The 23835-nt window shown below is 50.5% G+C and carries 20 protein-coding genes; 12 read left to right on the top strand and 8 right to left on the bottom strand.

Going from position 1 to position 23835, the window contains the following annotated elements:
* The first annotated feature begins 354 nt into the window (after positions 1 to 354).
* Positions 355 to 1623, top strand: coding sequence for a formylglycine-generating enzyme family protein (locus Mal48_RS16310; protein ID WP_145201877.1), 1269 nt, complete (start codon positions 355 to 357; stop codon positions 1621 to 1623).
* Positions 1624 to 1678: 55 nt separating this feature from the next.
* Here Mal48_RS16310 and ruvX read toward each other — a convergent pair whose 3' ends face one another.
* The 3 genes from ruvX to Mal48_RS16295 form a co-directional block, all read right to left on the bottom strand.
* On the bottom strand, positions 1679 to 2206 hold the full coding sequence (ruvX, locus tag Mal48_RS16305) for a Holliday junction resolvase RuvX (protein ID WP_145201874.1): 528 nt from the start codon (positions 2204 to 2206) through the stop codon (positions 1679 to 1681).
* Positions 2196 to 3263: a mannose-1-phosphate guanylyltransferase gene (locus Mal48_RS16300; protein ID WP_145201872.1), complete on the bottom strand. Its 1068-nt coding sequence runs from the start codon at positions 3261 to 3263 to the stop codon at positions 2196 to 2198. Before Mal48_RS16300 ends, ruvX begins: the two co-directional genes overlap by 11 nt.
* Before the next feature lie 437 nt (positions 3264 to 3700).
* Positions 3701 to 3943: a hypothetical protein gene (locus Mal48_RS16295; RefSeq protein ID WP_145201869.1), complete on the bottom strand. Its 243-nt coding sequence runs from the start codon at positions 3941 to 3943 to the stop codon at positions 3701 to 3703.
* 198 nt (positions 3944 to 4141) lie between these two features.
* On the opposite strand from Mal48_RS16295, the gene Mal48_RS16290 reads away from it, so the two are divergent.
* The gene (locus Mal48_RS16290; RefSeq protein WP_145201866.1) at positions 4142 to 5137 is read left to right on the top strand and encodes an NAD(P)H-dependent glycerol-3-phosphate dehydrogenase; all 996 of its coding nucleotides are present in this window, start codon (positions 4142 to 4144) and stop codon (positions 5135 to 5137) included.
* A 36-nt stretch (positions 5138 to 5173) separates the two neighbouring features.
* Here the strand turns inward: Mal48_RS16290 and efp are convergent, their stop codons facing one another.
* The gene (gene efp / locus Mal48_RS16285) at positions 5174 to 5746 is read right to left on the bottom strand and encodes an elongation factor P (protein ID WP_145201864.1); all 573 of its coding nucleotides are present in this window, start codon (positions 5744 to 5746) and stop codon (positions 5174 to 5176) included.
* 196 nt (positions 5747 to 5942) lie between these two features.
* Between efp and epmB the strand changes: the two genes are divergently transcribed.
* From epmB to Mal48_RS16260, 5 genes are all read left to right on the top strand, one after another.
* Entirely contained in the window at positions 5943 to 7034 is a 1092-nt protein-coding gene (gene epmB / locus Mal48_RS16280; RefSeq protein WP_197441760.1) for an EF-P beta-lysylation protein EpmB, read from the top strand.
* A 189-nt stretch (positions 7035 to 7223) separates the two neighbouring features.
* Positions 7224 to 8456, top strand: a complete 1233-nt coding sequence (locus tag Mal48_RS16275) for a cysteine desulfurase-like protein (protein WP_145201861.1) — start codon at positions 7224 to 7226, stop codon at positions 8454 to 8456.
* A gap of 266 nt (positions 8457 to 8722) precedes the next feature.
* On the top strand, positions 8723 to 9700 hold the full coding sequence (locus Mal48_RS16270; protein WP_145201859.1) for a DMT family transporter: 978 nt from the start codon (positions 8723 to 8725) through the stop codon (positions 9698 to 9700).
* Between the two features lie 242 nt (positions 9701 to 9942).
* A complete protein-coding gene (locus tag Mal48_RS16265) occupies positions 9943 to 10374 on the top strand; it encodes a hypothetical protein (protein ID WP_145201856.1) in 432 nt (143 codons plus the stop codon).
* 174 nt (positions 10375 to 10548) lie between these two features.
* Entirely contained in the window at positions 10549 to 11511 is a 963-nt protein-coding gene (locus Mal48_RS16260; RefSeq protein WP_197441759.1) for a YheT family hydrolase, read from the top strand.
* 44 nt (positions 11512 to 11555) lie between these two features.
* Here Mal48_RS16260 and Mal48_RS16255 read toward each other — a convergent pair whose 3' ends face one another.
* A complete protein-coding gene (locus Mal48_RS16255; RefSeq protein ID WP_145201850.1) occupies positions 11556 to 11801 on the bottom strand; it encodes a GlsB/YeaQ/YmgE family stress response membrane protein in 246 nt (81 codons plus the stop codon).
* A gap of 442 nt (positions 11802 to 12243) precedes the next feature.
* On the opposite strand from Mal48_RS16255, the gene Mal48_RS16250 reads away from it, so the two are divergent.
* The 3 genes from Mal48_RS16250 to Mal48_RS16240 all read left to right on the top strand — a co-directional run bounded on the left by Mal48_RS16250 (position 12244) and on the right by Mal48_RS16240 (position 17871).
* Positions 12244 to 13746, top strand: a complete 1503-nt coding sequence (locus Mal48_RS16250) for a neutral/alkaline non-lysosomal ceramidase N-terminal domain-containing protein (protein WP_231739635.1) — start codon at positions 12244 to 12246, stop codon at positions 13744 to 13746.
* Positions 13747 to 13969: 223 nt separating this feature from the next.
* Positions 13970 to 16474, top strand: a complete 2505-nt coding sequence (locus Mal48_RS23605; RefSeq protein ID WP_231739632.1) for a DUF1559 domain-containing protein — start codon at positions 13970 to 13972, stop codon at positions 16472 to 16474.
* A gap of 173 nt (positions 16475 to 16647) precedes the next feature.
* On the top strand, positions 16648 to 17871 hold the full coding sequence (locus tag Mal48_RS16240) for a M16 family metallopeptidase (protein WP_145201847.1): 1224 nt from the start codon (positions 16648 to 16650) through the stop codon (positions 17869 to 17871).
* A 29-nt stretch (positions 17872 to 17900) separates the two neighbouring features.
* Here Mal48_RS16240 and Mal48_RS16235 read toward each other — a convergent pair whose 3' ends face one another.
* The 3 genes from Mal48_RS16235 to Mal48_RS23770 form a co-directional block, all read right to left on the bottom strand.
* The gene (locus Mal48_RS16235) at positions 17901 to 18893 is read right to left on the bottom strand and encodes a YdjY domain-containing protein (protein WP_145201844.1); all 993 of its coding nucleotides are present in this window, start codon (positions 18891 to 18893) and stop codon (positions 17901 to 17903) included.
* A gap of 55 nt (positions 18894 to 18948) precedes the next feature.
* Positions 18949 to 21852, bottom strand: a complete 2904-nt coding sequence (locus Mal48_RS16230; protein ID WP_197441758.1) for a tetratricopeptide repeat protein — start codon at positions 21850 to 21852, stop codon at positions 18949 to 18951.
* A gap of 361 nt (positions 21853 to 22213) precedes the next feature.
* Complete coding sequence (locus tag Mal48_RS23770; RefSeq protein ID WP_261341956.1) at positions 22214 to 22342, bottom strand: hypothetical protein; 129 nt, start codon at positions 22340 to 22342, stop codon at positions 22214 to 22216.
* Between the two features lie 107 nt (positions 22343 to 22449).
* On the opposite strand from Mal48_RS23770, the gene Mal48_RS16225 reads away from it, so the two are divergent.
* Positions 22450 to 23421, top strand: a complete 972-nt coding sequence (locus Mal48_RS16225; protein ID WP_145201839.1) for a dihydrodipicolinate synthase family protein — start codon at positions 22450 to 22452, stop codon at positions 23419 to 23421.
* On the top strand, positions 23418 to 23834 hold the full coding sequence (locus Mal48_RS16220; RefSeq protein WP_145201837.1) for a YkgJ family cysteine cluster protein: 417 nt from the start codon (positions 23418 to 23420) through the stop codon (positions 23832 to 23834). Before Mal48_RS16225 ends, Mal48_RS16220 begins: the two co-directional genes overlap by 4 nt.
* Position 23835: the final 1 nt, after the last annotated feature.

The raw sequence follows: 23835 nt of genomic DNA, 5'->3' as shown, positions 1-23835 counted from the left end.
CCAATCCGAAGACCTCTGGAATTATTGCTTTCCTCAACGTGTGAGAGAGCAATCTCAAGTTTCAGGATCAGTTTTAATTCATTGTGATCTTGTGCCAAGGGAGGAGACAGAATCGAATCTGCTCCGTCCAGAAGTCATCACAAGAAATCTATACTGGGAAGAAGGCTCCGGCTTTCTTCCCTTTTTTTGTGTCAATGATTGATTTTGGAACAGGAGCAGGTGACAGGAAAATCTTTCAACTGTTGATATCAGGACTTGTCGCGGTCTTGATTCGGGGTCACAATCAGTCTGAGCGAATGAGACAACTTCGCTCGACCCCACTCTTCTCAACATCCATTCAGACTTCTGGATCTCATGATGTGGCGAACGACCTTACTTTTGCTGTTAGGAACGATTCAACTCTATGGGTGCGGAGATTCGAAAAGCGTGCCTCCTCCTCCAGTCAAGAAGGCTGTCTCGACTCCACCTCCGCCAGTTGCCCGCCCATCAGTTCCGAAACCAAAAGCGTTATCCCCAGCACCAAAACAGTCAAAGTCGTCTACGTCATCTCAGTCGAAAAACGATGAAGAAAGAGCTTATACCTCTAACGATTTTGAATTGCAGAGCATTGGTCCAACGGTCGAAGTGATTCCCCCACAGAGTGCTCCGCCGCAAAATCGTTTCGCGGTCGTCAAACCTGCTTCCGATAGCTCAAAACTCACGGTCGAGCTTCCCAGCAACAAAGCGGGAAGAACTCAGCAATTCGAGAAATCAAACTTGAAGTTGCCGGGCGGATTTGTTCACGCACCAGACGAGTTGTTCAACGAGCGGGGATTTCCTCAGCGAATTGTTTGTACTGCTGATGGAGCCGAAATGGTGCTCATTGATGGGGGTGTCTTCACGCAGGGGACCGATCAAGGCCCACCGGAATCACAACCTGAGCACCTTGCGTTTGTGTCCCCATTTTATATGGATGTCACAGAGGTGACTCTCGAGATGTTTCGAAAGTTTCAGAGACAAGCTGCCGAAGCGAAACCTGTCATCAAGATCGCGAGAGCACCGTTGAATGAGAAGACTGGCGACGGGCATGATCCAGTTTTGGGAGTCGCGTGGAAGGACGCAGCCAGCTATGCCACGATGTTTGGAAAAGCTCTGCCAACAGAGGCAGAATGGGAACGTGCTGCTCGCGGCTCAAGTGGAAATCGATATCCCTGGGGGAATGGACGCCGCCCGATTACTCCAGCTTCCGCTGACGCGATTCTGGCAGTCGGTTCGCGGCCCACGGACCTCACACCGACGGGACTCTTCGATATGGCTGGGAATGCGAGAGAATGGACTCGGGACTGGTATGCGGACGATGCGTATCAAAAAGCGATCCCAAAAGATGGAAGCCCAGTTCGAAACTCAGAAGGTCCGCGCATGGCAGGGCGATCCGGAGAACGGGTCGTTCGTGGATCGCGGACTCACTGGAACCTGTGGGAACGTACAGGAGAGAATGTTCGTGGAGGGCAGGAGGACGTCAGCTTTCGGTGCATCCTGCGAATCACAGACGAGATGATCATCTCCACAGACCGTGCAGGTCAGCCAAATTCAACATCACCACCGAATCAATCCAACCGGCGACCAAACAACCCCGGATTTTAGAGCAGTTTGCTCTACGGTGTGCCGGTGAAGAACGCATTGCTTGCAATGCCTGTGATCAAGAGTCGGCTGTTGTTTCGTCTTCTTCGTCTTGCTCCGAAGATTCAGCTTCTTCCCTGGCGATCTGCTCTCGCTTGGCTGTGGTGTCGAGATAGGCCTGGAGAATGATCTGGGCGGCGATCATATCAAGACGTTTTTTTCTTTGCTTGCGAGTAAGGTCTACACCGATGAGGTGATCCTCAGCAACGGCTGAGGTGTAGCGTTCATCCCAAAACAGGATCGGGAGACCACCGGTGACTTCAGCGAGCCAATGGCCGTACTCGCGAGCGTGGCGGGCGCTTTCGCCTTCCTCGCCGTTCACGTGCATTGGCAATCCAACGACGAGTCCTTTTATGCGGTAATCTGCGACCAGTTCGGCGAAGTATTTTCCGTCCTGGTGTTCGCTTCTACGATTATAAATTTCCAGTGGACTGGCGATGTTTTGCTCTCGAGTCGAGATCGCCAAGCCGACTCGGACGGTTCCGTAGTCGACTCCGAGAAGCTGACCTTCACGAGGAAAATCTTCGTTGATGGTATCAGAGGACATTGTGGTGTCCTTGTTCTTTGAGGGCAGCGACCAGTTCACGGATTGCGTTTTCGTCTGTTCGGTCAGCGACAAGCGTCGCGTCGGGAGTATGCACGACGATACAGTTTTTGATTCCGAGCAGGCCAACAGTGTGCCCCGTCGAAGACCGGACGATGTTGTCCTTCGAGTCAACGAGGCAGGCAGTGCCGATGACGGTATTGCCATTTTCGTCCGTCGAATTCAAGCGAGACATCGCTTCCAGACTGCCGACGTCATCCCAATCGAAGGGCGCTTCAACAACGGCGATTTTCTTGCTCTTTTCGAGTACTGCATAGTCGATCGAGATGGATGGCATCTTCGGAAAACATTCCGCCAGTGCAGAATCCCACGCGGGCGTGTTTATTGATTTTTGCAACTGTTTGAGTTGTGCGAAAATCTCGGGCTGATGCTTCTCGAGTTCATTGAGAATCGTCTGTGCTTTCCAGACAAAAATCCCACAGTTCCAGTAAAAAGTTCCCTGTTGGAGATACTCTTCTGCTGTCGGTCGATCAGGTTTTTCGCGGAAAGAAGCAACCTTGAAAACTCCATTGGAGATTGATGTGCAGCGTTCAATGTACCCGTATCCTGTTGCGGGTGATGTCGGTGGAACGCCAAACAAAACTAATTGTTCTGGATCTTTCTTGACCACATTCACCGCATTCAGAACAGCCTCCTGAAAATTTTCAATCGGAGAAATCACGTGATCTGCGGGCATCACGAGCATGATGGCATCGGGATCTTCCTGTGCGAGTAAGAGAGCTGCCAGACCGACACAGGGAGCGGTGTTTCGCCCGCACGGTTCAGGGATCAAGTGAGTCTTTGGCACTTCCGGCAGGTGTTCAGCTGTTGTCTCGATCATCGATTCATTTGTGACCACCCAAAAGCGCTCCCCGAGGATCATCGGCTGGCAGCGATCAAATGCGGCTTGAATGAGTGATCTCTCACCAGCGAGAGTGAGAAACTGTTTCGGTAGAGCTTGGCGGCTGAGTGGCCAAAAGCGAGTCCCGCTTCCTCCCGCCATAATGACTGCATGAAGCATTTTCGAATTGATCCTGAACTGGGCTTTTGCAACGCAAATGAAGACGACAGAAGAAAAGAAACTCGAACCGATCCAACCCGAACGATACGAGCGCTGTTACCACTATAGCCAATCGGGTTCAGGCTCCCAACGGGCTAAGCAGTAAAAACGTGGTTCCTCAGTCTAATTCGTGGATCCAATCATTTAAGCGGGAATGGATTACCGAGACCTTCGAGGATTTTCAACTCTTGTCGTGCCTGTGAAGTTCTGATTCATGACTTCGCAGGCTCTCGCTTCGAGGCAGGAGACCCGGACCCAGCTCAGGCTTGATTTTGAGCAGGTTGCTTTATCCACATTTTCGGCCTGTTGAGTGAAAAGCCGATAAGCGAAATGCAAAAAGCCCCCAAAGACGTTTGCATGTCGGGGGCCCGAGTTCTGGAAGATCGAAGCGTCTTGTGTTATTTGTGATAGCCTAAGGAGACCATGACGTCGTAGATTTCTTCGAATGTGATAAAACGGCGTCGATTGCGGACTTTATAGTCGTCAATCGCACGTGCCAGTTCATCAACCTCCGGTCGATCAGACTTCCTTTGATCGGAAAACTGTCGGCGTTCCGCTTTCGGTAGCGGTTCAGTCGGTTCTTGACGGCGGTCGACAAAATCGACGGATGTTGAATTTGTTTGCTGCGCAGGAAACTGCATGAATTCACTCCAAAAGAATTGTTCTTCTGAAACTTTATGTCCTCTGCGTGAGTTTGCGTGGAAAAGATCGCCGAAGAGAGGCAGATGCAGGGTGACTCTGTGCGTTGTGTGTCTTTTGACGGTTGATGTAGGCGCCCCTGGGGGCAATGATTTATTCGTATTACCGTTGTAACCCGATTGAGCGGAAAGATTGGACTCATGGCTGAGAAAACAACCATTCTAGGCGGCGGAGCGATGGCGACCGCGTGTGCGATTCTCCTCGCAGAGGATTCAAATCGACAGGTGACGATTTGGGCGAGAAATGAAGCTTATGCCGCTGAGATGCAGGAAACGCGAGAAAACAAACGCCTGCTTCCGGGGATTTTTCTTCCGGATGGTGTTCAGGTGACATCAGATATCGAAGAGGCAGTCAAGGGCGCTAACTTTTATGTTGCATCAATTCCTTCGAAGCATCTGCGAGAATCTTTGAGTGTGATCGGAGATTCTCTTCGTCCCGGAATTCCGGTCATCAGCGTCATCAAAGGGATGGAGGCGGAAACGTTTTTGCGCCCCAGTCAAATCATCATTGATGTGATTGGGGATCGACCTGTGATCTCGCTGAGTGGTCCGTCTCATGCAGAGGAGATTGCAAAACGACTTCCCGCGAGTGTTGTCGCTGCTTGTGAGGATCTGGAACTGGGGCAACAAGTGCAGAGAATGTTCACAACCGAGAGGTTTCGGGTTTATACGAACAAAGACCTTGTCGGAACCGAACTCGCCGGAGCTCTGAAAAATATTATCGGGATTGCAGCCGGGATCTCAGATGGGTTGGGATATGGAGATAATGCCAAGTCCGCCATGATTACACGCGGGATTGTTGAGATCAGTCGCTTTGGAGTTGAACTCGGTGCCGATCCGAATACTTTTGCTGGCTTGGCGGGGATTGGGGATTTGATCACGACATGCGTGAGCCCCCATGGAAGAAACCGCGCTGTTGGCGAACGTCTCGGGCAAGGAGAGACGCTCACGGAGATTTTGAACACGATGCAAGCGGTGGCTGAAGGAATCACCACGACCGCAGCGATCCATGGACTGGCGAAATCGAAAGAAATCGAGATGCCGATTGTGGATGAAGTGTATGAAGTTCTATTTCACGAAAAATCTCCTCTGGAAGCGACCGACAGTTTGATGTGTCGGCCTCTTAAAGAGGAGTGATTCGAAAACATAAACTTGAAACGGGGCGGAGAATCTCTACTCGCCAGTTTCCCGCCCGAGGTATTCCCCGGTCTCGGCATTGATGCGGATACGGTCTCCTTCAGTGATGAAGGCCGGGACACCTACTTCGGCACCTGTTTCGACGGTAGCCGGTTTGGTGACGTTGGTTGCCGTATTCCCTTTGGCTGCCGGAACAGTGTAGGTCACTTCGAGAATGACATGCTTCGGTGGGCTGATGCTGATGAGTTGATCATTCCAATAGAGAAGGCCGATCGGTTCTCCTTCCTTGATGAATTGCATTTGATCTTTGCAAACATCTGCGGCAAGTGTGACCTGCTCGAAGCTTTCGTTGTCCATGAAGACATACGCCGAGCCGTCAAAGTAGGAATACATTCCGTCTGCATTGCGGACGTCAGCTGCTTCGAGGCTGTCGCCACTTCGGTAAGTGATATCCAGCAATGAGGCTGTGAGCAGGTTTCGAAGCTTTGTTTTGTAAAGAGCCTGACCTTTTCCAGGTTTCACGAATTTGCAATCGACCATTTCGTAAGGAGAACCTTCGATGATCACTTTGACTCCCTTACGGAAGTCACCAGCATTGATCTGTGGCATTGGGGTTGTTCCAATCAATCGCTAATCTGACGGCTATCGTTTGCCGCCCGGGATGTCTGTTGTCTTGAATCTGCTGTATTGAAGTTGATCGATTCAACGATTTTTCAACTGTGGCGTCAATTTTTGTTTGGGAACTGCTCTTTTTGCAGATTCCTGACTCCATATTCAATTGTGCATCTTTGCAGGAGAATAGCAAATGCCGGCGACACCGCAAATGTTGCCAGATCCATCGTCTCTGATTCCGACCTCGGTGACAGAGATCGACGTAGAGGCTTCTGGAGCGACGATTGCCGGTTCCAAGACTTGGCAACATGACTTGAAACGTGCGATTCGGTCCGTTTCTGTCCTGTGCGAACGATTAGGAATTGACCCGAATGAGCTCAAATGCTCAGCTTCTCCAGCGTTTCCGGTGCTTGTCCCGGAAAGTTTTCTCAAACGTATGAAACATGGAGACCGTGACGATCCCTTGCTGAGACAAGTTCTTCCGGTCTCCTCAGAAGAGGAAATAGTTGCGGGTTTTCAAGCTGACCCGGTGGGCGATCTGCATGCACGTACCGAGAACGGACTTCTCCAAAAATACAACTCACGCGGACTATTAATCCTCAACGGCGCCTGTGCAGTTCATTGCCGCTACTGTTTTCGCCGTGAGTACCCTTATTCTGATGAGCCGAAAAGTCTGGAAGATTGGGAACCGGCCTTCGCAGCCATTGAGTCAGATCGGTCGCTTGACGAAGTGATTCTCAGCGGGGGAGACCCGTTAATGACCGGAGACGCTCGGCTTCAGCAAGTTCTCAATCGCCTCGAACGTATCAAGCATGTCGAGCGTGTGCGATTTCATTCTCGCTTGCCGATTGTCCTTCCCAGCCGAGTCAACTCGTCATTGTTGAAGGTTCTGAAGTCAACGCGTTTACAACCTGTTTTCGTTGTGCATGCCAACCATCCATCAGAACTGGTGGATGACTGTGCAGATTCGCTCCAGAAACTTGTTCGATCAGGAATTCCGGTTTTGAATCAAGCTGTTCTTCTTAAAGGAGTGAATGATTCGTTCGCTGCACTTTCTGAGCTATGCTTGCGATGTGTGAATTTGGGAGTGATGCCGTACTATTTGCATCAACTCGATCGTGTCTCAGGAGCTGCCCATTTCGAGGTCCCGGTGGAAGTCGGTCTTCAGCTCATTCGTCAGCTACGCGAACATTTACCGGGGTATGCTGTTCCGAAGTATGTCCAGGAAATTGCGGGAGAGCGATCCAAGACGCCCCTCGTTGAAAAGGACACCTGTCAGTTCTAACAAAATTCGTGCATGATCTCGAAACTTAGCTGCTTCAGTTTGATTTCAGAAGAATTGTTAGCGTTTCATTGAGTCCAAAACGGTTATCGTCAATCGCCACCGTTAATTTGCAACCGTTATTTGCCATCGTCAATCGCTTGCAGTGTGTGAGCAAGCTCCTGATTCCCAGGGAACTATAGAGCCAAGGTTATGTTGAATCTCGAATTCGTGCGGTCACAATTTCCTGCCTTTCAAAGAACGATCGAGGGTCAGCCGGTCGCATTTTTTGACGGCCCGGCGGGAAGTCAGGTTCCTCAGAGTGTCGTCGATGCCGTTGCCGACGCCCTGATCAATACGAATGCAAATTGCGGGGCTGCATTTGTTACGAGTCAATTGAGTGATGAAATGCTTGCTCGGGCGAGAGAGTCCTGCGCCGACTTTCTCAACGCTCCGGCGCCCGAGGAAATTGTGTTCGGTCCGAACATGACGACTCTCACCCTGTCCCTCAGCCGGGCATTGAGTGAAACCTGGTTTTTCGGTGATGAAATCATCGTCAGTCGCCTCGACCACGATGCGAATGTGACACCGTGGGTTCAGGCTGCCGAGTCGGTTGGAGTGGTCGTTAAGGAGATTGATGTCGATCTCGAAACCTGCACGCTCGACCTGGATCACTACAACTCATTATTGACCAATCGAACACGACTGGTTGCCGTCGGTGGAGCGTCCAATGCCACAGGGACAGTGAATCCAGTCAAAGAAATTGTCCGGTTAGCCAAAACCGTTGGTGCGAGAACATTCATCGATGCTGTGCATCTTGCTCCGCATCGTTTAGTCGATGTCCAAGAGATTGGATCTGATTTTCTGGCATGTAGCGCCTATAAATTCTTTGGTCCGCACGTCGGAATTCTGTGGGGGAAGTCAGCACTTCTGAATAGTCTCACGCCAGATAAACTTCGCCCAGCACCAGACTCGATTCCGGGGAAGTGGATGACAGGGACTCAGAACCACGAAGGAATCGCCGGGGTCGCAGCGGCGATTGAATATCTCGCGTCACTCAGTGGAGGCGATCAGTCGATCCCTCGGCGCGAGCGATTGACAGATTCATTCCAGCTGATCCATGAACACGAACAAAAAATCGGATCGCAGCTGATCGAAGGTCTCGCAAAGGTTGAATCTCTCAAAATTTGGGGGATTACTTCGCCGGAGCGAATGGAAGATCGTGTCCCGACAATTTCAGTGACTCACCAATCGAAGTCACCGCAATTGCTTTCTGAAGAACTTGGAAGGCGGGGACTCTTCACGTGGGCGGGGAATCACTACGCATTACCATTTACGGAATTTGCCGGTCTTGAGCCGGAAGGGACTCTACGAATTGGTCTACTTCACTATAATACCGCTGATGAGGTGGAACGTTTGCTGTTTCATTTGAATGAAATCTGTTGATGAGACTTCCATTGTGAGGACTCATTCAAAAACGGAACCGCTGTATTGAACCTCGGTGGTGAATGTTTTCGGATTCCTTCTGGAGCAGTTTGCTCTCCTGGGGGCCCGAGTAGAACGCGTTTCACCCGAAGAATTGCTGTTCGCCACGAGGCAGAACCCGAACATCAGTTCGAAAAAAACAAATATCTATGTTGCGAAGTGATGAATCATTGCGCAACTCGTTTTCCTCTGTATTACCCCACTGAATTCGAAGTCCACTTAATCCGATGACATCATCCAAATCTCTTCAGGATTCGTCGTCGAGCGGGCTTCAAGCAACTGAGCTTCCGACTCCGCAACCGATGGGGCCGGTTTCAGTTTCTCTGGCACTTTTGTCCGTTGTGCTCTGGGGGGGAACCGCAGTTGCGAACCAGTATGCGATTGACGTTTACCCTCCCTTTTTTGTGGGAGGAATCCGATTCGGATTGGCCGCCATCTTTATGGTTGTCTGGTGCTTAATCGCTGGGACTCCAATTTTCTTGAACGGTCGCCAGCTCTGGGTTGCGTTCATCCTTGGAGCGTTGATGTCGGTGCAGATTTCCACGTTTAACTATGGAACATCGATCTCCAATGCGTCGCACGCCACGGTGTTGGTCAATAGTTATGTCTTTTGGGTGGCTGCATACGAAAGTTTCATTGCGCGCACGATCAGGCTGCAATGGTCGCAAACCGTTGGGTTGATTCTCGCTGGGGCTGGTGTTTGTGTACTGGTTTTTGCAGCCGAAGGACATCAAGATTCAGCAATGGATCAACCGACACTCCGCGGTGATCTTGTTCTGGCTTTCAGCGGGCTCACGTTGGGGGTGAAGATTATTGCGGTGAAATGGGCGACGAAGACGGTTCCTCCATCCTCGCTGATTCTTTGGCACGATCTCTTTGGAGCGGGACTCTTATTTTTATTCAGCGGACTCTGGGAGACACATTCCGGGAATCCGTTCACCTGGCAAGCTGTTGTTGCGTTACTCTTTGGTGGGTTTGTCATTTCCGGGCTCTGTTTTGTGCTCAATGCTCAACTTTTGCAAAAACATGGTGCGTCCCAAGTCTCTGTCTTCAGTTTCGTGACGCCGATTTGCGGTATCTTGCTGGCGTGGGCATTTCGAGGGGATCAGCTTTCGCCTTGGTTGATCGTGTCGGGGCTTTTCGTGGCTGCCGGAATTTTTCTGGTGAATTACGTCAAGAAAAGTGATCTCCCAAACGCCACGTGAGTCAATTTTGCATCATTGTGCCGGGTTGTTAGTGGTGTTTTTGAAACACCGCTGCCGCAGCCAACGACTAAGTTGGCTTTCTTTATTTTTGTAACCTTTTATTCTTGAACGACTTACGGGTTTGTGGAGGTGTTGGTGACAGTTTGAAGCGAAGACTTGGCCTGCTGCTTGCGTGACTACGAAGCATCACGAGGAAGTGCCTCGATCGCGGCCACTATTCTACATGCTGGGACTTTTCACCAATGGCTGAACGCAAATACACACATGGATTAAGGTTAAGTGTGCAGGATGCCGTCACTGTGCTAGAGATCGGCGACATGGAAATCTGGGACGGGGCAGATTTATCACTTCTTCGAGACACAATTGTTCGGCTGGTTTACGATGAAAACGCCACATCTGTTGGTGTTGATATGAGTTGCGTTCAGCATGTTCCGAGTGGTTTCTTTGGAATGCTGTTTGACTGGCACGAGCGAGGAATCAGCATTCGTCTCATGCAACCACGAGAGCGTGTCAAGCAAATGTTATGGTTCCGAAAGTTCTTTATTGAGCAAAAAGAGACGGTTTTCATGCTCTATGACGGTGAAGGCATCAACGAGGATGTCTCCGAAGACCTGTGGATGGAAACCCGTTTAGAGGACGAGGTTCGTTTTCCCTTGATCACAACATCTCACTGATTCGACTGGCTCGAACAATCTCTGAAATTCGACTTCGAAATATCTCGGATAGCGGCACCTGCTGAAACTGGTTAAACTCCTCGAAACCGTCTCATACTCTCAGCCAATCTATCTCGAATGAATCAGTTTGAGTGCCCCCCCTTTCGGCCGCATCCTCTTGTTGTGGGAGGACATATGCAAACGATACTGGGAGCCTGTATTTCCGGAATCACCTCTCCGCGAGAGATTTCAGTTCGTCGTCATGTGCATCTTGACGACGGAGATTGTCTCTTGTTGATTGACGATCTCCCTGTCAGCGATTGGCAAGAGGGGAACGATGTTGCCATTTTGGTCCACGGTTTAGGAGGATCTTCGGAAAGTCCTTATGTCCGCCGGATCGCTGCCAAGCTTCGCAGCGAAGGGATGAGAACATTCCGATTGAACCTGCGAGGATGCGGGGAGGGCAAAGGTCTCGCCCGGAATCTGTACCATGCCGGACGAACAGAAGACTTGCAGGGTGCAATTGAAGAAATTCAGCGATTGTGTCCCGGCTCAACCATCCATCTTGGTGGATTTTCTTTAGGCGGGAATATCGTTTTGAAGTGGCTGGGTGAACGCCCTGAAGAAGCGGCCCAACTCGTACACCGTGCGATTGCGGTCAATCCTCCAGTCAGACTGGCTGACTGCACCGACGCCATCGGCAAGAAGATTTTCGGATTCTACGATCGCTACTTTGCTAAAATGCTGTATCGACAGTTACAACAATCATTCGATGGGAAACTGGATCAAGAACAGTTCCCGCCGCCCCGCCGAATTATTGAATTCGATGAGACGATTACAGCTCCACGAACTGGCTTTGATAGCGCTCAGCACTACTATGAAACCTGCAGCGCCGCTCCTGTCATCTACGATATTTTAACCCCGACAATGATTCTCTCAGCAGCGGATGATCCTCTCATTCCCGCGCGAATTCTTCAGGAACTCGATCTTCCTGACTCAATCCATTTACATGTTGCGGAATCAGGTGGACACCTCGGCTATTACTCGAGAGGGTCTGTCGATCCTGACCGCTGGTGGATGGACTGGCGTGTCCTCGACTGGTTCAAAAGCAAGGAAACTTCCAGCGAGCCCTGTGCACTGGAAGCCGAAGTCGTGTAACCCGATGGCTGGTTTCAGTACAGCCTTCGTGAATCACTTCAACTTCACTTGCTCCCTCCGAATTTTCGAAGAAGGAAGATCAGCAGACAGGCCCCGGCAGTTGCGGTGACCAGGTTTCCGATCAGGCCGACTGCGACCAACCCGAGCAGTCCGAAGACAAACCCACCCAGAATTGCACCGATCACGCCGACAATCAGATTTGTGATCATCCCGGAGCTCCCCCCTTTCATGATCTGGCTCGCCAACCATCCGGCACACAGGCCAATTAGGAGGTAGTAGAAAAATTCCATTGAGGTGACCTCGATGTTATTGCAGACGGTGGTAAAACAGTGTCGTCGTTTTGCTTGATGTCGGTGTTTGTATGCGGTTTTTGTTCTGATATCCAGTGTTGCAAAATATCAAAGTTCAAGCTTGTCGGACTTAGAGCAGTTTGCTCTACCGTGTGCCCGTGAAGAACGCATTTCTCTAGTAAAATACTGTTCACCACGAGGCAGATCCTGCAAACCAACTCGAAAGATGCTCTAGTTGATTCTTCAATGCTTGGAAGTTGCTCCAAAGAGATGGGTTTCAGGCTGTGACTTCCGTCGTGCAGTTTGTTCAACCATTTTCTATGAAGAACGCGTTTCAATATTGATATCGCTGTTCGCCACGAGACGGGACGTGAACACCAATTCGAAAATTGCTATAACATAAATCGGTCAGTTTCGAACTCTCAGACAGGCAGCCAGGATCATGAAGTCAATGACGTGTGGAGTTGTATTTTCAGGAATGATCTTCGCGATCATGGGGCCTCTTCATGCAGCGGACTCTCCCTCAAAAGAGCCTGCGATTGAAAACGGTTTGACCGTCGGAATCGCAGAAGCGGACATCACTCCGCCAGTCGGTTTTCCGATGGCAGGTTACTACCACGAACGCCTCGCTGAGGGAACGATTGATCCGCTCAAGGCGAAGGCGATTGTTTTTCGAGATGGAGAAACCGCCGCTGCACTCGTGGTTTGTGATTTGATCGGCATTGCGACGGACCTTTCAAAGGAGGTCCGACGACGTGCCTCTCAAGAGACCGGAATTCCAGAGAAACACATTGTCCTGGCAGCGACGCATTCACATACTGCGCCGGACTACATGAAGGAACTCTATCTGTATCTGGGGAAAGAAAAACAGGATGAATTGAGAGCAAAGTATATTGAGCAGATGATCGGTGTTCCGGTCGCGTTAATTGCGAAGGCATACTCAGAGGCGAAGCCAGCTGAACTGTTGACAGGGGCTGCGACTCAGGAAACGCCGGTTGCGTTCAATCGCCGATTTGTCATGAAAGATGGCAGCGTGAAAACCTGGCAGAGATACAGCAATCCGGATGTCGTTCGCGCAGCTGGACCGATTGATCCTGAGATCGGATTACTCTCAATCCGAGATCCGCAGAATGGAACGACTCGAGGTGTTCTGAGTAACTTTGCTTTGCATCTTGATACCGTTGGCGGCATGAAGTGGAGTGCGGACTACCCGTTCTTCATTGAACAGACGTTGCGCGAAGAACTCGGAGCCGGAGTCGTGTCGATCTTCGCAACCGGATGTTGCGGCGATATCAATCACTCGAATCCGTCAGCGACCGAACGTAACAAAGTCGACTTTATCGGGCACTCTCTGGCGAAATCAATCAGCAGCGAACTCTCGGAGCTAAAGCCTCTTGAGAAATCAAATTTAAGAGTGCAATCGGAGGTCGTTTCGTTACCGCTGGAGGATGCAACGCGTGAAGAAGTGGAATGGTCGGTGAAGATTCTCGATCAGGCGAAAAGTGGCGAGAAGGTGAATTTCTTCGATCATGTCACTGCTCACAAAAAGCTGATTCTCGATCAGTTTCGTCATCGCCAACCGTTTGTGAAGGCGACAGATCATATCACCTGGGGCGTCAGTCATTCTTTGGCAGGGACCGGCGAAACGCTCCCGGTCGATGTGACCGTGATGACGCTAGGGGATGACGTCGCAATCGTCTGTTTGCCCGGTGAAGTCTTTGTTGAACTGGGACTTGCTATTAAGCATGCCTCTCCATTTCGAACGACGATCATTGTTGAGCTTTCCAACACCGTGGAGACAATTTACATCCCCCACCAGGCCGCCTACGCTGGCGGAAGCTACGAAGTCACGAACTCCACCGTTCTTCCCGGCAGCGGTGAGATGCTGGTCGGAGCCGCAGTCAAATTGCTCCGCGAAGCGGCGACGGCGAATCAGTCGAAGTGAGTCTCACGCAGTCACTCCGTGATTCAGAGGGGGCGTGTCTTTATTGGATATCGAGTTCCCAGCACTGAGCGCCAAGCATCCCTGCGCGTACTGGGTGTTGGGCATGTTCTGAAGGTCTGTCTCGTCGATCTCGTTGTAAGGCTTGCAGGTTTTATGACGACTAGGCATTATGAACGGCAGAATTTTCAATTCAAATGTGGCCTCTATCGGGGAGAGAAAACGGATGGCATTACGAAAACGGACCAAGATGACAGGGCTGAGTATTGCTGCTCTGGCAGTGGTCTCGATTGCCGGGTGGACGTATGCTCAACGTGGACCGGATTCAGTCGCTCCGGAGAAATTACTCCCGGCTCGCTCCATCATTTATGGGAAATCCAACGGTTCGCTTCTGACAGAAAAAGCGTTCAAAGAGACAGCGAGCTATCAGGCGCTTTATGAAAGCGGGTTGGTGAAGGCGATCGAAGACGCCTTTGACTCGATGCCAAATGACATTCCTAATGCGGATCAGATCGAAGATGCGATGACGCATGTGGAAAAAAACGGAATGTCCATTGCGATTTCGGATGGAATGGGCATGCAACCGTGGGGGATCATTGTTGTCCACGATGCCGTTGGTGGTGTTGATTTTATCAAAGAGATGCTGAAGCAGGTTCCTGATCTTCCGGCTGAAATTCAAGATGTGAATCGGAACGGTCGAACCATCTCGATGACGATGATCCCGAAGACGCCTGTCGAAGTCGGGTTCTGGGAAGAGCAGGGGCACTTGGTGATTGCAGTCGGGATTGATGCGATTCGCTCTGCGATTGCAGTTGCCGATGGAGATCAACCGAATCTCACATCCAGCCCACTCTACAAAAAGTATCTCGCAGAAGATCCCGACTTCACTGTGAAATCGATCGGTTGGTTTGATTTCGGGTCGCTGCAAAAAATGTATGGTCAAATGCCTGTTCCGCTTCCGAATCGTCAGCAGGTGACGATCGATGAGATTCTCGATGCGACGGGACTGGACACACTCGATCATGTCGCGGCGTATAGTGGTTACAAAGGTGAAGCGAACTGGACGGAGCAAATTGTTTCCACGTCTGGAAAAACAACTGGGCTGATGGATCTCTTGATGCAAGAGTCGATTACCTTTGAGGATCTTCCACCTGTGCCGGTCGGACAAAGCAGTCTTATCGCCTCAAGTTTTGATTGGGCGAAAGCGTACGATACTCTTTGGTCCGTCGTGGAGAATCTGTCGCAGTACGGACCACCGGATGCTTTGGATAACGTTGATGAGTTTCTAAGGGATTTCGAACGTGAGCTCGGATTTCAGCCGATTGAATTATTCACGACACTCGGCAATGTGCATTGCGTTTACACAGACAAGCATCAAGGAATGTTCGGTCTGGGTGGTGCTGTCGTGATCAGCGTCAAGGATGCGGATCGTCTACGAAATCTGCTTGGTCGAATTTATGAAACTGCTGAAGCCGAGTCACGAGGAGATTTCCTCGTTCAGAATGTTGAAAAGCATGGTCGAACTGTCGACTTGTTGCGATTCCCGGAGGCTCCGTTTTTCTCTCCTGCGATCTGTGTCGATGATGACTGGCTGATCATGGGGTTGGTTCCACAAGCTGTGGAAGGTTGTTTGATGCGACTGGATGGAAAACTTCCATCCTGGAAGCCAACCGATGCGTACGCTGCTGCACTTGCAGAGATGCCAAAAGAATTCACCTCAATCACGATTGTCGATCCGACGCAAACTTACGAATTCCTGCTAGGGTTTGCTCCGATGCTTGTCGGTGGTTTGGAACTGGCGATGAAGGAATCCCGAAACTTTCCGGAAGACTTTGAATTCCCACTGAGTCCGGCGGACTTGCCACCTAACGAAGTCGTGACGAGCCATCTCTTCCCGAATGTCATGATGACCACGGTTGAAGAAGATGGGCTGCATAGCTACGCACGACAATCGATGCCGGGAATCCCGTTCCTTGGAGGTTCGGATGGGACAACCATGGTGGCGACATCAGCAGTTCTTGTCGCACTGCTCCTCCCAGCTGTGCAACAGGCTCGCGAAGCTGCTCGCAGGACGCAGTCGAAAAACAATTTGAAGCAACTCGGTCTCGCGCTGCACAACTACTACGACCTTTACAATCATTTCCCGCACGGGACAGTTCCCAATGATGACCTGGAGCCAGAGGACCGATTGAGCTGGATTGTTTCTGTCCTTCCTTTTATCGAAGAGGCAGCACTCTATAAACAGTTCGACCTGAAGTCTGGTTGGGAATCGGAAAAGAATGTGCGGAATGCAGAAATGGTCATTCCCACTCTGAATCATCCAAGTGAACCAGTGAATCGCGTGAAGGGTTATGGCGCAACCAGCTATGTCGGTGTGGCGGGTGTGGGACCAAAAGGCCCCACACTTCCAGTCAACGATCCGAAGGCCGGAATGTTTGGGTACAATCGCCGGACTCGTATCCAGGACGTCACAGATGGTCTTTCGAATACGCTCGCCATCGGGGAAACCAACGACCCGCAACCGTGGGCGGCTGGCGGAAAAGGGACGATTCGACCACTCGACAAACAGCCGTACATCAACGGTGGTAACGCCTTTGGAAGTAAGTCGGCGGGTGGCGCTCAGTTCCTGTTAGGAGACGGATCTGTCCGTTTCATTAGCGAAAATATCGATCCAGGCGTCATGGAAGCTCTCTCAACCATTCAAGGTCGTGAACGGCTTGGTGAATTTTAGAACAGCTATCAATATTAAGGGAAATAGCTATCATTCGTTGAAATTTCGCCCCCTCACTCAGATTTTCTGAGGGGGCAAATTCATTGAGTATCCTTTACTGAACTTGAAAAGCTCCGTACTGTGTGCGGAGCTTTTCTTATTTTCATCTCATATTCTTCGTAAATGCGACCACGATGCAATTTCACCAGAAACAACTCGATAACGGATTGCAAATTATTGCAGAGACGAAACCAGCTGCCCAAAGTGCTGCAGTCGGTTTCTTTGTGAGGACCGGTGCCCGGGATGAACAGGCCGGAGTTTCTGGTGTTAGCCATTTCCTGGAACACATGGCCTTCAAAGGGGATGAGGAATATTCCGCGGATGACGTGAACCGGATTTTTGACGAAGTCGGGGCCAGTTATAATGCTTCAACAAGCGAAGAAGTCACTTTCTATTACGCAGCGATCTTGCCTGAGTATCTCGACCGGACGTTCGATTTGCTGACGCGCATGATGCGTCCGAGCTTACGTGAAGATGACTTCAATATGGAGAAGCAAGTCATTCTCGAAGAGATCGGCATGTACGAAGATATGCCGGGTTTCGCAATTTACGATGCCACAATGGCGACACACTTTGCAGGGCATCCACTCGGGCAAAGTATTCTCGGCTCAACCCAAAGCATTGAAGACCTTAAGGTCACTGAGATGCTTGAGTATCATCAAAATCGTTATGGTGCCAGCAATCTGATCTTGGCTGCCAGTGGAAATTTAGAATGGGACCATTTGCTCGAACTGGCAGACAAGCACTGTGCGGATTGGAACAAGGGAACACCCGGCCGCACGAATTTTGAAGCACAACCGAAACCGACGACATCATGGATTCATCGACCTGCGATGAATCAACAGCACGTCATGCAGATGGCCTCTGCTCCGGCCTCTGCGAACCCACTTCGCTTCGCAGCTGAAATGGCTGCGACGATCGTTGGAGATGATTCTTCGGGCCGCATGCACTGGGAACTTGTCGAAACCGGTTTCGCTGAAACGGCTGAAATTGGATACAACGACTACGATGGGAGTGGAGTTTGGGCGACTTACATGTGCTGCGCTCCAGATCAAGTGCAAGACAACCTTTCGCGAATTCAGAAACTCTACGAGGAATTTAACCGGGAAGGACCGACAGAGGAAGAGTTCGAACAGGCTCGGAATAAAGTCGCTTCACGGATCGTCCTCTCCAGCGAGCGCCCGATGGGACGCCTTGTTGCATTGGGGGGAAACTGGGTTTACCGCAACGAGTATCGCAGTTTGTCAGACGATCTCGAGACGTTGAAATCACTAAGCATTCAAGATGTTCGTGAACTGCTCGACGTTTATCCTCTCGCTCAGACAACATCTGTCGGCCTCGGACCACTGGAGGGGTAGCGATCGCTTCGGTGCATTGCTCCGGTTCTTTATTTGGGTGCGGGGGTGGTCTTCTTGTTTGCCTTGTCCGTCTTCTCTGTTTTTTCAGGTTGACGCGGAATCAGTTCGACGGTGACAGGAGTGTCGACTGGAGGAATGCGTTCGGTATACGGTTCGAAGGACCGACCGGCAGAATCGTCGGCAGAGCTTTTGATTGCGACATCAATCATGGCATCTCCAAAATTGGCGACACAAATGAAGCTACCTCCTTCTGCCTGGTAGTAATTCGATCCATCTTCCAGTTTCGAAAAACCGGAGCCGGCAAAAACAAAGTCTGCCTTCATCTGCCGGGGCTGACTTTCTTTGTACATCTTGTTGATGGCAGCCTGGTACGGCTTGTTTTCGCTCATTGCCAGGAATTCGTCACGCTTCTCTTTGGACATTGTCCCAAAGTGGAGCAACACTTGATTCATGCTGTCGTATCGTAACCCGTCATCGGCAGCGGGGTCGATTTTTACTCCAGCAGGAACGTTGGTCAGGGAGGCTTCGAAGTAGCGATAAGTCACGTGACGAACCCACTCTTGAGCGGGGCGGCGGTGTGTGGTGCCTGCTTTGTCCTTCCAGATGACGAACACGTCAATCTGCTGGCCTTGGGGCGGACTGAATTCGGGTTGGAACTGAACGGGGCGTCCGGGCATGGCTCCCAAGCCTAGCAGTCCCGCGTGAATGACTGCTGCTTTTGCATCCAGAGAAATAATCGATTCATGCTCTTTGGTCTGTTTTCCACACACGAGCATTTCCAGAACTCCCTGTCGTAGACAGACTTCACCTTTCAACAAAAGGCGATTGTTCGCTTTATCGAGCAAGACGGTCTCTTTCTTGTTCAGTGGAATCGGCTTGGCCTCTTTGTCTTCCGCGAAACTGAAGCTGGCTGTGCCAATCATGCACAAGATGACAGCGACCAGAGCAGTTTGCCACGAGGCAGATCCTGAACGCCGGTTCAAAAAATGCTTTGGGTTCGGACTTTGATAGAAATGGAGCATGGAAGGATCTCGTTAACATATAGCAGGAGTGGCTAGCAGGAATAGCTTGCGGATATCACAATCCGCGTTCTGTCAGTTTGAGGAGTGTTTTCGCTTCGACGTGATCTGGATCTTCGTTCAGGAGATTTCTTAGAACCGATTTTGCTCGATCGAACTGCTTCGCTTTTCGCAAGAGCTTTGCGAATTGCAGGCGATCATCAAATGTTGTCTGATCAAGCATCAACAAGTTTTCGTACGCACTGATCCCTTGTTCTGTTTGCTGATTCTTGAAGTATGAATCTGCCAGAATTCTGTGAGTCTCGGCGTCGAGTGCGTCGACAGCAATCCCCTCTTTTGCCCAACGAATCGCTTCGGGATACTGCTTCGTCGAGAAGTACAAACGTGCGAGGCTCTTACGAGACGAAATGTCATCATAATCCAGGCTGGCCAGTTTCTTGAGCGAGACTGCTTTCTTTTCAGCCTCTGCATCGCTGAGTTCGTAAAGCTCGTTGAGCTGTTTTGGAAAACGAGGCTCTAAAGGAAATCTCGCCATCGCCAGTTTGAGGACTTGTTCTGCTTCCTCAATTCTGCCTGCCTTTTCAAATGCAGCTGCCTGAACGCGAAGAAAGATTGGCGATTGAGTGCTCGAGCCGGAACTGGAAGCGAGTACCTCAAGGGCCTCATCGGTCTTGTCGTTGGACAGAAGATGACTTGCCTTCAAGGCACTTGCGAGGGGATCGCCAGCGTCGAGTTTCAATGCCGTTTCGATGAGTTCGAGAACTGGTTGTTCAAAGCCAACTGCGGCATACATCGCCAGTGCGAGTTGCGCATGTGCCGCAGAATCTTCTGGTGATTCTTCGACGAGCTTTTGGGCTTGTTCGAAATTCAAAACTTCTGGAGGAAGTTGATTTCGACTACTGCGGACTTTCGCTTCGATGAATTGACGATAGCCAGTTTCAAACGTGTCGAGTGGAATATTGAAGGCCGACTGAACTGCCTCTTCAGTTACTCCGGTGACGCAATAGGCATCGAGGAGTTTTCGCAAAGCTTGTTCGCCGAATTCCTGTTGCATGTATTGGGCGTACAGAAAACTCTGGCAATACGCCAACGTCCAGTCATCGGGGCCTTCAGGTTTTTGAAACCCATTGTTGATCGTCGCCAGTTCGAACAGCGAATTATTGTCGAAGCGTTTCAGAAGTAACCGATGCCAATCAACGGGCATCGCAATGTTTTCTTCTGTGACTGAGATTGCCTCGGTGAACCAGTGAGGGATATTGAAGTTTGTTTTTTGCAGCGTCAGCACATGTACAAATTCATGGCGAATCACTCGCATCCAGTTGAACTTGTCTTCGCTTTCGTTCGGGCTTGTCATGGCGACAATTTTCCCGGTCGAGGCTCCAACTGTTTGAATCCAGGGCAAGCCGATCATCCGCGTACTGAACCAGGCGTGGCCAGATTGATCTTTCGCGGAGCTATAAATTTCGAACTGTGAGCGAACTGGCGGTTCGAACCCATATCGTTCTGTCAGTTCGGGGTAGATTTCCTCAAGGTACTCGGAGACCATTTTTGCCAGAAGTTGATCCGATTCAGCTGCCCGGACAACAAAATGGTCGCTGGCAATCGCGTCATAGCCATTCAAAACATTGATCAGCTTTCGCATGTTACTGACGCGAACATGGAAAGGATCTGCTTCGAATGCGGAGTCAAGAATCTGCTGAGCTTCCTCGACGCGCCCTGTTCTCATGTAGAGCATTCCGAGGTTGGTTTGTGGTCCCGAAAGCTGCGGCATGACCTCAATCGCCTTGCGGTAAAAGACTTCGGCATGATCATATTTTCGCCGCGCATCAAGAGTTGCGGCGATGGTCTCCAGAAATGCTCCCGGCTTCGGATTCCTCTGCGTCAGCTCCGTCCAGATTTCGGTAAACTCAGTCCTCGCTTCTTCTTCTTCTTCTTCTTCTTCTTCTAGAGGCGAGAGGATTTGCTCGCATTGCTGCGGCGTGAGCTCACGGTTTTGCAGGATGTCGAAGGCAGCGAAGTAGCCAAGTGTTTCCTGTTTCAGTGGGTTGATTTTTAATGCTTTCTGCAAACTCTCTCCTGCGGCGGCTTCGTCTTCGGAAAGAATCCCAACGGCTGCCAGAACTAGTAAGGCGTTGACATGATTTGGATTTGTTTTCAATGCTTGTTTCGCAAATCCCTCTGCAAGGTCGAGCTTGGAATCCTGTAGCGAAGCGTGAGCCATCGAGACCAAAGCTTCGGCGCATTGTGGATTGATTTCCAGCGCAGATTGAAACTCCGGGAGTGCTTGTCCTTCGTTGTATTTCTCTAAGAGAAGGTTTCCGGAAAGGACATATGCTTGCCAGCAATCGCCATTGTCATTTAAAGCATCCGGGCAGAGAGTGTTGACAACAAATCGAAAAATTTGTGAGACACTTTCCCATCGAGCATACACCGCCGCTCCGTTTCCAATTGTTACCAACGTTTGCCAATCGGTCGGTTGCAAGCGGTTGTAAATTCGTACGAACGAGCGAAATTGCTCTGTCGCTTCTTCAAGTTTTCCGCTTTCCGTCAACAAGTGTGCGTTCACCAAGAGTGCGAGCAAATCTTGCGAGTCGAGATCGAGTGCTTTTCGGATTTCGCGTCGAGCTTGTGCATGTTCTCCAGTTTCAAGATGGATCTCCGCCAGACGAGCCCAAAGGCGAGAGGACTTCTCGACTCGATTAACACCACGTTTCAGAACGTCAATCGCTTTCTCGTACTCCCCTTGCTCTGCATGGACGCGACTCATTCCGAAGAACGCGGAGATCAGCAAGTCTTCGTTCAGGTCGTCCGAAGCAATCAGTTTTTGGAACCATTTCTGGGCATCCTGGTAGTCACCGAGTTGAAGCTCAGTTTCAGCTTCTGCCAGAAGCTCTTCATTTGCTAGCAGGGCATTGCCCAGAATGATGGATAGCAATCCACTGATGCAAAGAACTTGGCTCATTCGGAACTCCCATTGCATTGCGATGGTGACGAAATTCGGGCGTGCCTGGCTTCCCGTTGCCTTTCATCATACGCATTGTCTGGCTGGCATGGAAACGACGCAGATTTTCTGGATGAAATGAAAGGTCAGCTCAATAGTGTCGATCTTGAAAACTGATTTTTCTCTCTCAATTCCTATGAAAAGTGAACATTCCGCAAATTTCCGGCTCGGTTTCCATTCACTTGAACAGAGGACTCTGGTCAGTCTGGAGCGAGCATTTTATATCGCTGTGAACTCACTATTTTGTTTCTTGCACACTTACTTCCTCCTCAGCACGGTGCTTCAGCTGATTTTTTCGTCGATTGTGCGGAGAGGGGAAATTTCAAGGACCACCAATGAGCGACTCCACGCAACTCTTCAGACTTGGACCATCTGCGGTTTTCGTCAGCGTGAATACCAGATAAAGTATCGCTGACGGATATTCATCTATCGCAAGTCCAATATTGGTCATTCACGTTCAGCCTCGTGGCGAGCAGTCAATGAACTCACGAAAGTGATCTTCACGGGGACGACCAGCATTACGATGCTCAAAACATTGCTCAAATAGCGAAACGACTCATGACAGATACAGTGCTCCCTTTGAAAGGCATTATTCCTCCTCTGGTGACCCCGCTGCTGGGGCGTGATGAAATCGATGTCGATGGCACTCGGAGGCTCGTTGATCATGTCATTGAGGGGGGAGTGCATGGGTTGTTTATTTTGGGGACGAGTGGAGAGGCTCCCAGTCTCAGTCATAAAACTCAGCAGGAATTCATTCAAATCGCCTGCGAACAGATTCAGGGTCGCGTGCCGGTTTTGGTCGGAATCACTGATACGTCGATGACAGAGTCAATCGAGTTCGCCAAATTCTCACAAAGCTGCGGAGCCGATGCCGTTGTCCTGGCGACACCCTATTACTTCCCGATGCATCAGCAAGATTTAAAGCGATACATTGAAGAGATGGCTGCGGAGTTGCCACTTCCGTTCTTGCTGTACAACATGCCCAGCCACACAAAAGTCTCTTATGAAATCGGAACGATCGAATCGTTGATGAAACTTGAAAAGTTCATCGGAGTCAAAGACAGCTCTGCGGATATGCTGTATTACAATAAATTGATCGAGCTGAAATCAGAGCGTGAGAATTTTACGGTTCTGGTAGGACCGGAAGAGTTGATGGCACAGTCGGTACTGATGGGAGGAGACGGCGGAATTTCTGGGGGAGCGAATCTTGCCCCGAGCTTATACGTCTCCCTTTACGAAGCTGCTGTGACCGAGGACTTGCGAGAAGTACATCGGCTTCAGCACCAGGTCTTACGGCTTTCCAAAAGTTTGTACGAAGTTGGTGCCGCACCGACCGGATATCTCGCTGGGATCAAAACGGCGTTGGGATTCACTGGGCTTTGTAGCGATCGGTTATGCGAACCACTGTACGAAATGCCAGAGGAAAGAAAGCAAGTGATCCATCAACACATGTCGGACCTCGGGCTTTTTGAGAGCATGCGTACCGAAGGGATCGCGAGTCAGGGAATCAAGAAGAAGTCAAATTCATGAACAATGAGCCCTGGTACAGTGACGGCCTGAAATTCGAATGTACTCAGTGCGGCAACTGTTGCACGGGTGCGCCTGGCTTTGTTTGGGTCAGCGAAGAGGAAGTGAAGGATATTGCGGAGTATCTCGACAAGCCGATCGGGGAGATTCGCTTGTTGTATACACGCCCCGCACGAGGAAAAACTTCGCTGACAGAATTCGCAAACGGAGACTGTGTCTTTTTTGATCCGCAGGGGCGTGGATGTACAATTTACCCGGTACGTCCGATTCAGTGCAAAACCTGGCCGTTCTGGAAATCGAATGTCGACTCTCCCGAATCGTGGGAACAAACTCGAAGAGACTGCCCCGGAATCGGAAGCGGAAACTTCGTCAGTCTGGAAGAGATTCAGACTCAACTGGCCAAAACGGACATTTAGA

Origin of the sequence: Thalassoglobus polymorphus (genome assembly GCF_007744255.1) — a bacterium.
Lineage (GTDB): Bacteria > Planctomycetota > Planctomycetia > Planctomycetales > Planctomycetaceae > Thalassoglobus > Thalassoglobus polymorphus.
Note: the sequence above shows the minus strand (reverse complement) of the source record. Positions and strands in the feature narration are given on the sequence as shown.

Bases quoted from the DNA above. Each gene is read 5' to 3' on its own strand.
- Mal48_RS16310 (WP_145201877.1), top strand. From the start codon at position 355: ATGATGTGGCGAACGACCTTACTTTTGCTGTTAGGAACGATTCAACTC.
- ruvX (WP_145201874.1), bottom strand. From the start codon at position 2,206: ATGTCCTCTGATACCATCAACGAAGATTTTCCTCGTGAAGGTCAGCTT.
- Mal48_RS16300 (WP_145201872.1), bottom strand. From the start codon at position 3,263: ATGCTTCATGCAGTCATTATGGCGGGAGGAAGCGGGACTCGCTTTTGG.
- Mal48_RS16295 (WP_145201869.1), bottom strand. From the start codon at position 3,943: ATGCAGTTTCCTGCGCAGCAAACAAATTCAACATCCGTCGATTTTGTC.
- Mal48_RS16290 (WP_145201866.1), top strand. From the start codon at position 4,142: ATGGCTGAGAAAACAACCATTCTAGGCGGCGGAGCGATGGCGACCGCG.
- efp (WP_145201864.1), bottom strand. From the start codon at position 5,746: ATGCCACAGATCAATGCTGGTGACTTCCGTAAGGGAGTCAAAGTGATC.
- epmB (WP_197441760.1), top strand. From the start codon at position 5,943: ATGCCGGCGACACCGCAAATGTTGCCAGATCCATCGTCTCTGATTCCG.
- Mal48_RS16275 (WP_145201861.1), top strand. From the start codon at position 7,224: ATGTTGAATCTCGAATTCGTGCGGTCACAATTTCCTGCCTTTCAAAGA.
- Mal48_RS16270 (WP_145201859.1), top strand. From the start codon at position 8,723: ATGACATCATCCAAATCTCTTCAGGATTCGTCGTCGAGCGGGCTTCAA.
- Mal48_RS16265 (WP_145201856.1), top strand. From the start codon at position 9,943: ATGGCTGAACGCAAATACACACATGGATTAAGGTTAAGTGTGCAGGAT.
- Mal48_RS16260 (WP_197441759.1), top strand. From the start codon at position 10,549: ATGCAAACGATACTGGGAGCCTGTATTTCCGGAATCACCTCTCCGCGA.
- Mal48_RS16255 (WP_145201850.1), bottom strand. From the start codon at position 11,801: ATGGAATTTTTCTACTACCTCCTAATTGGCCTGTGTGCCGGATGGTTG.
- Mal48_RS16250 (WP_231739635.1), top strand. From the start codon at position 12,244: ATGAAGTCAATGACGTGTGGAGTTGTATTTTCAGGAATGATCTTCGCG.
- Mal48_RS23605 (WP_231739632.1), top strand. From the start codon at position 13,970: ATGGCATTACGAAAACGGACCAAGATGACAGGGCTGAGTATTGCTGCT.
- Mal48_RS16240 (WP_145201847.1), top strand. From the start codon at position 16,648: ATGCAATTTCACCAGAAACAACTCGATAACGGATTGCAAATTATTGCA.
- Mal48_RS16235 (WP_145201844.1), bottom strand. From the start codon at position 18,893: ATGCTCCATTTCTATCAAAGTCCGAACCCAAAGCATTTTTTGAACCGG.
- Mal48_RS16230 (WP_197441758.1), bottom strand. From the start codon at position 21,852: ATGAGCCAAGTTCTTTGCATCAGTGGATTGCTATCCATCATTCTGGGC.
- Mal48_RS23770 (WP_261341956.1), bottom strand. From the start codon at position 22,342: ATGACCAATATTGGACTTGCGATAGATGAATATCCGTCAGCGATACTT.
- Mal48_RS16225 (WP_145201839.1), top strand. From the start codon at position 22,450: ATGACAGATACAGTGCTCCCTTTGAAAGGCATTATTCCTCCTCTGGTG.
- Mal48_RS16220 (WP_145201837.1), top strand. From the start codon at position 23,418: ATGAACAATGAGCCCTGGTACAGTGACGGCCTGAAATTCGAATGTACT.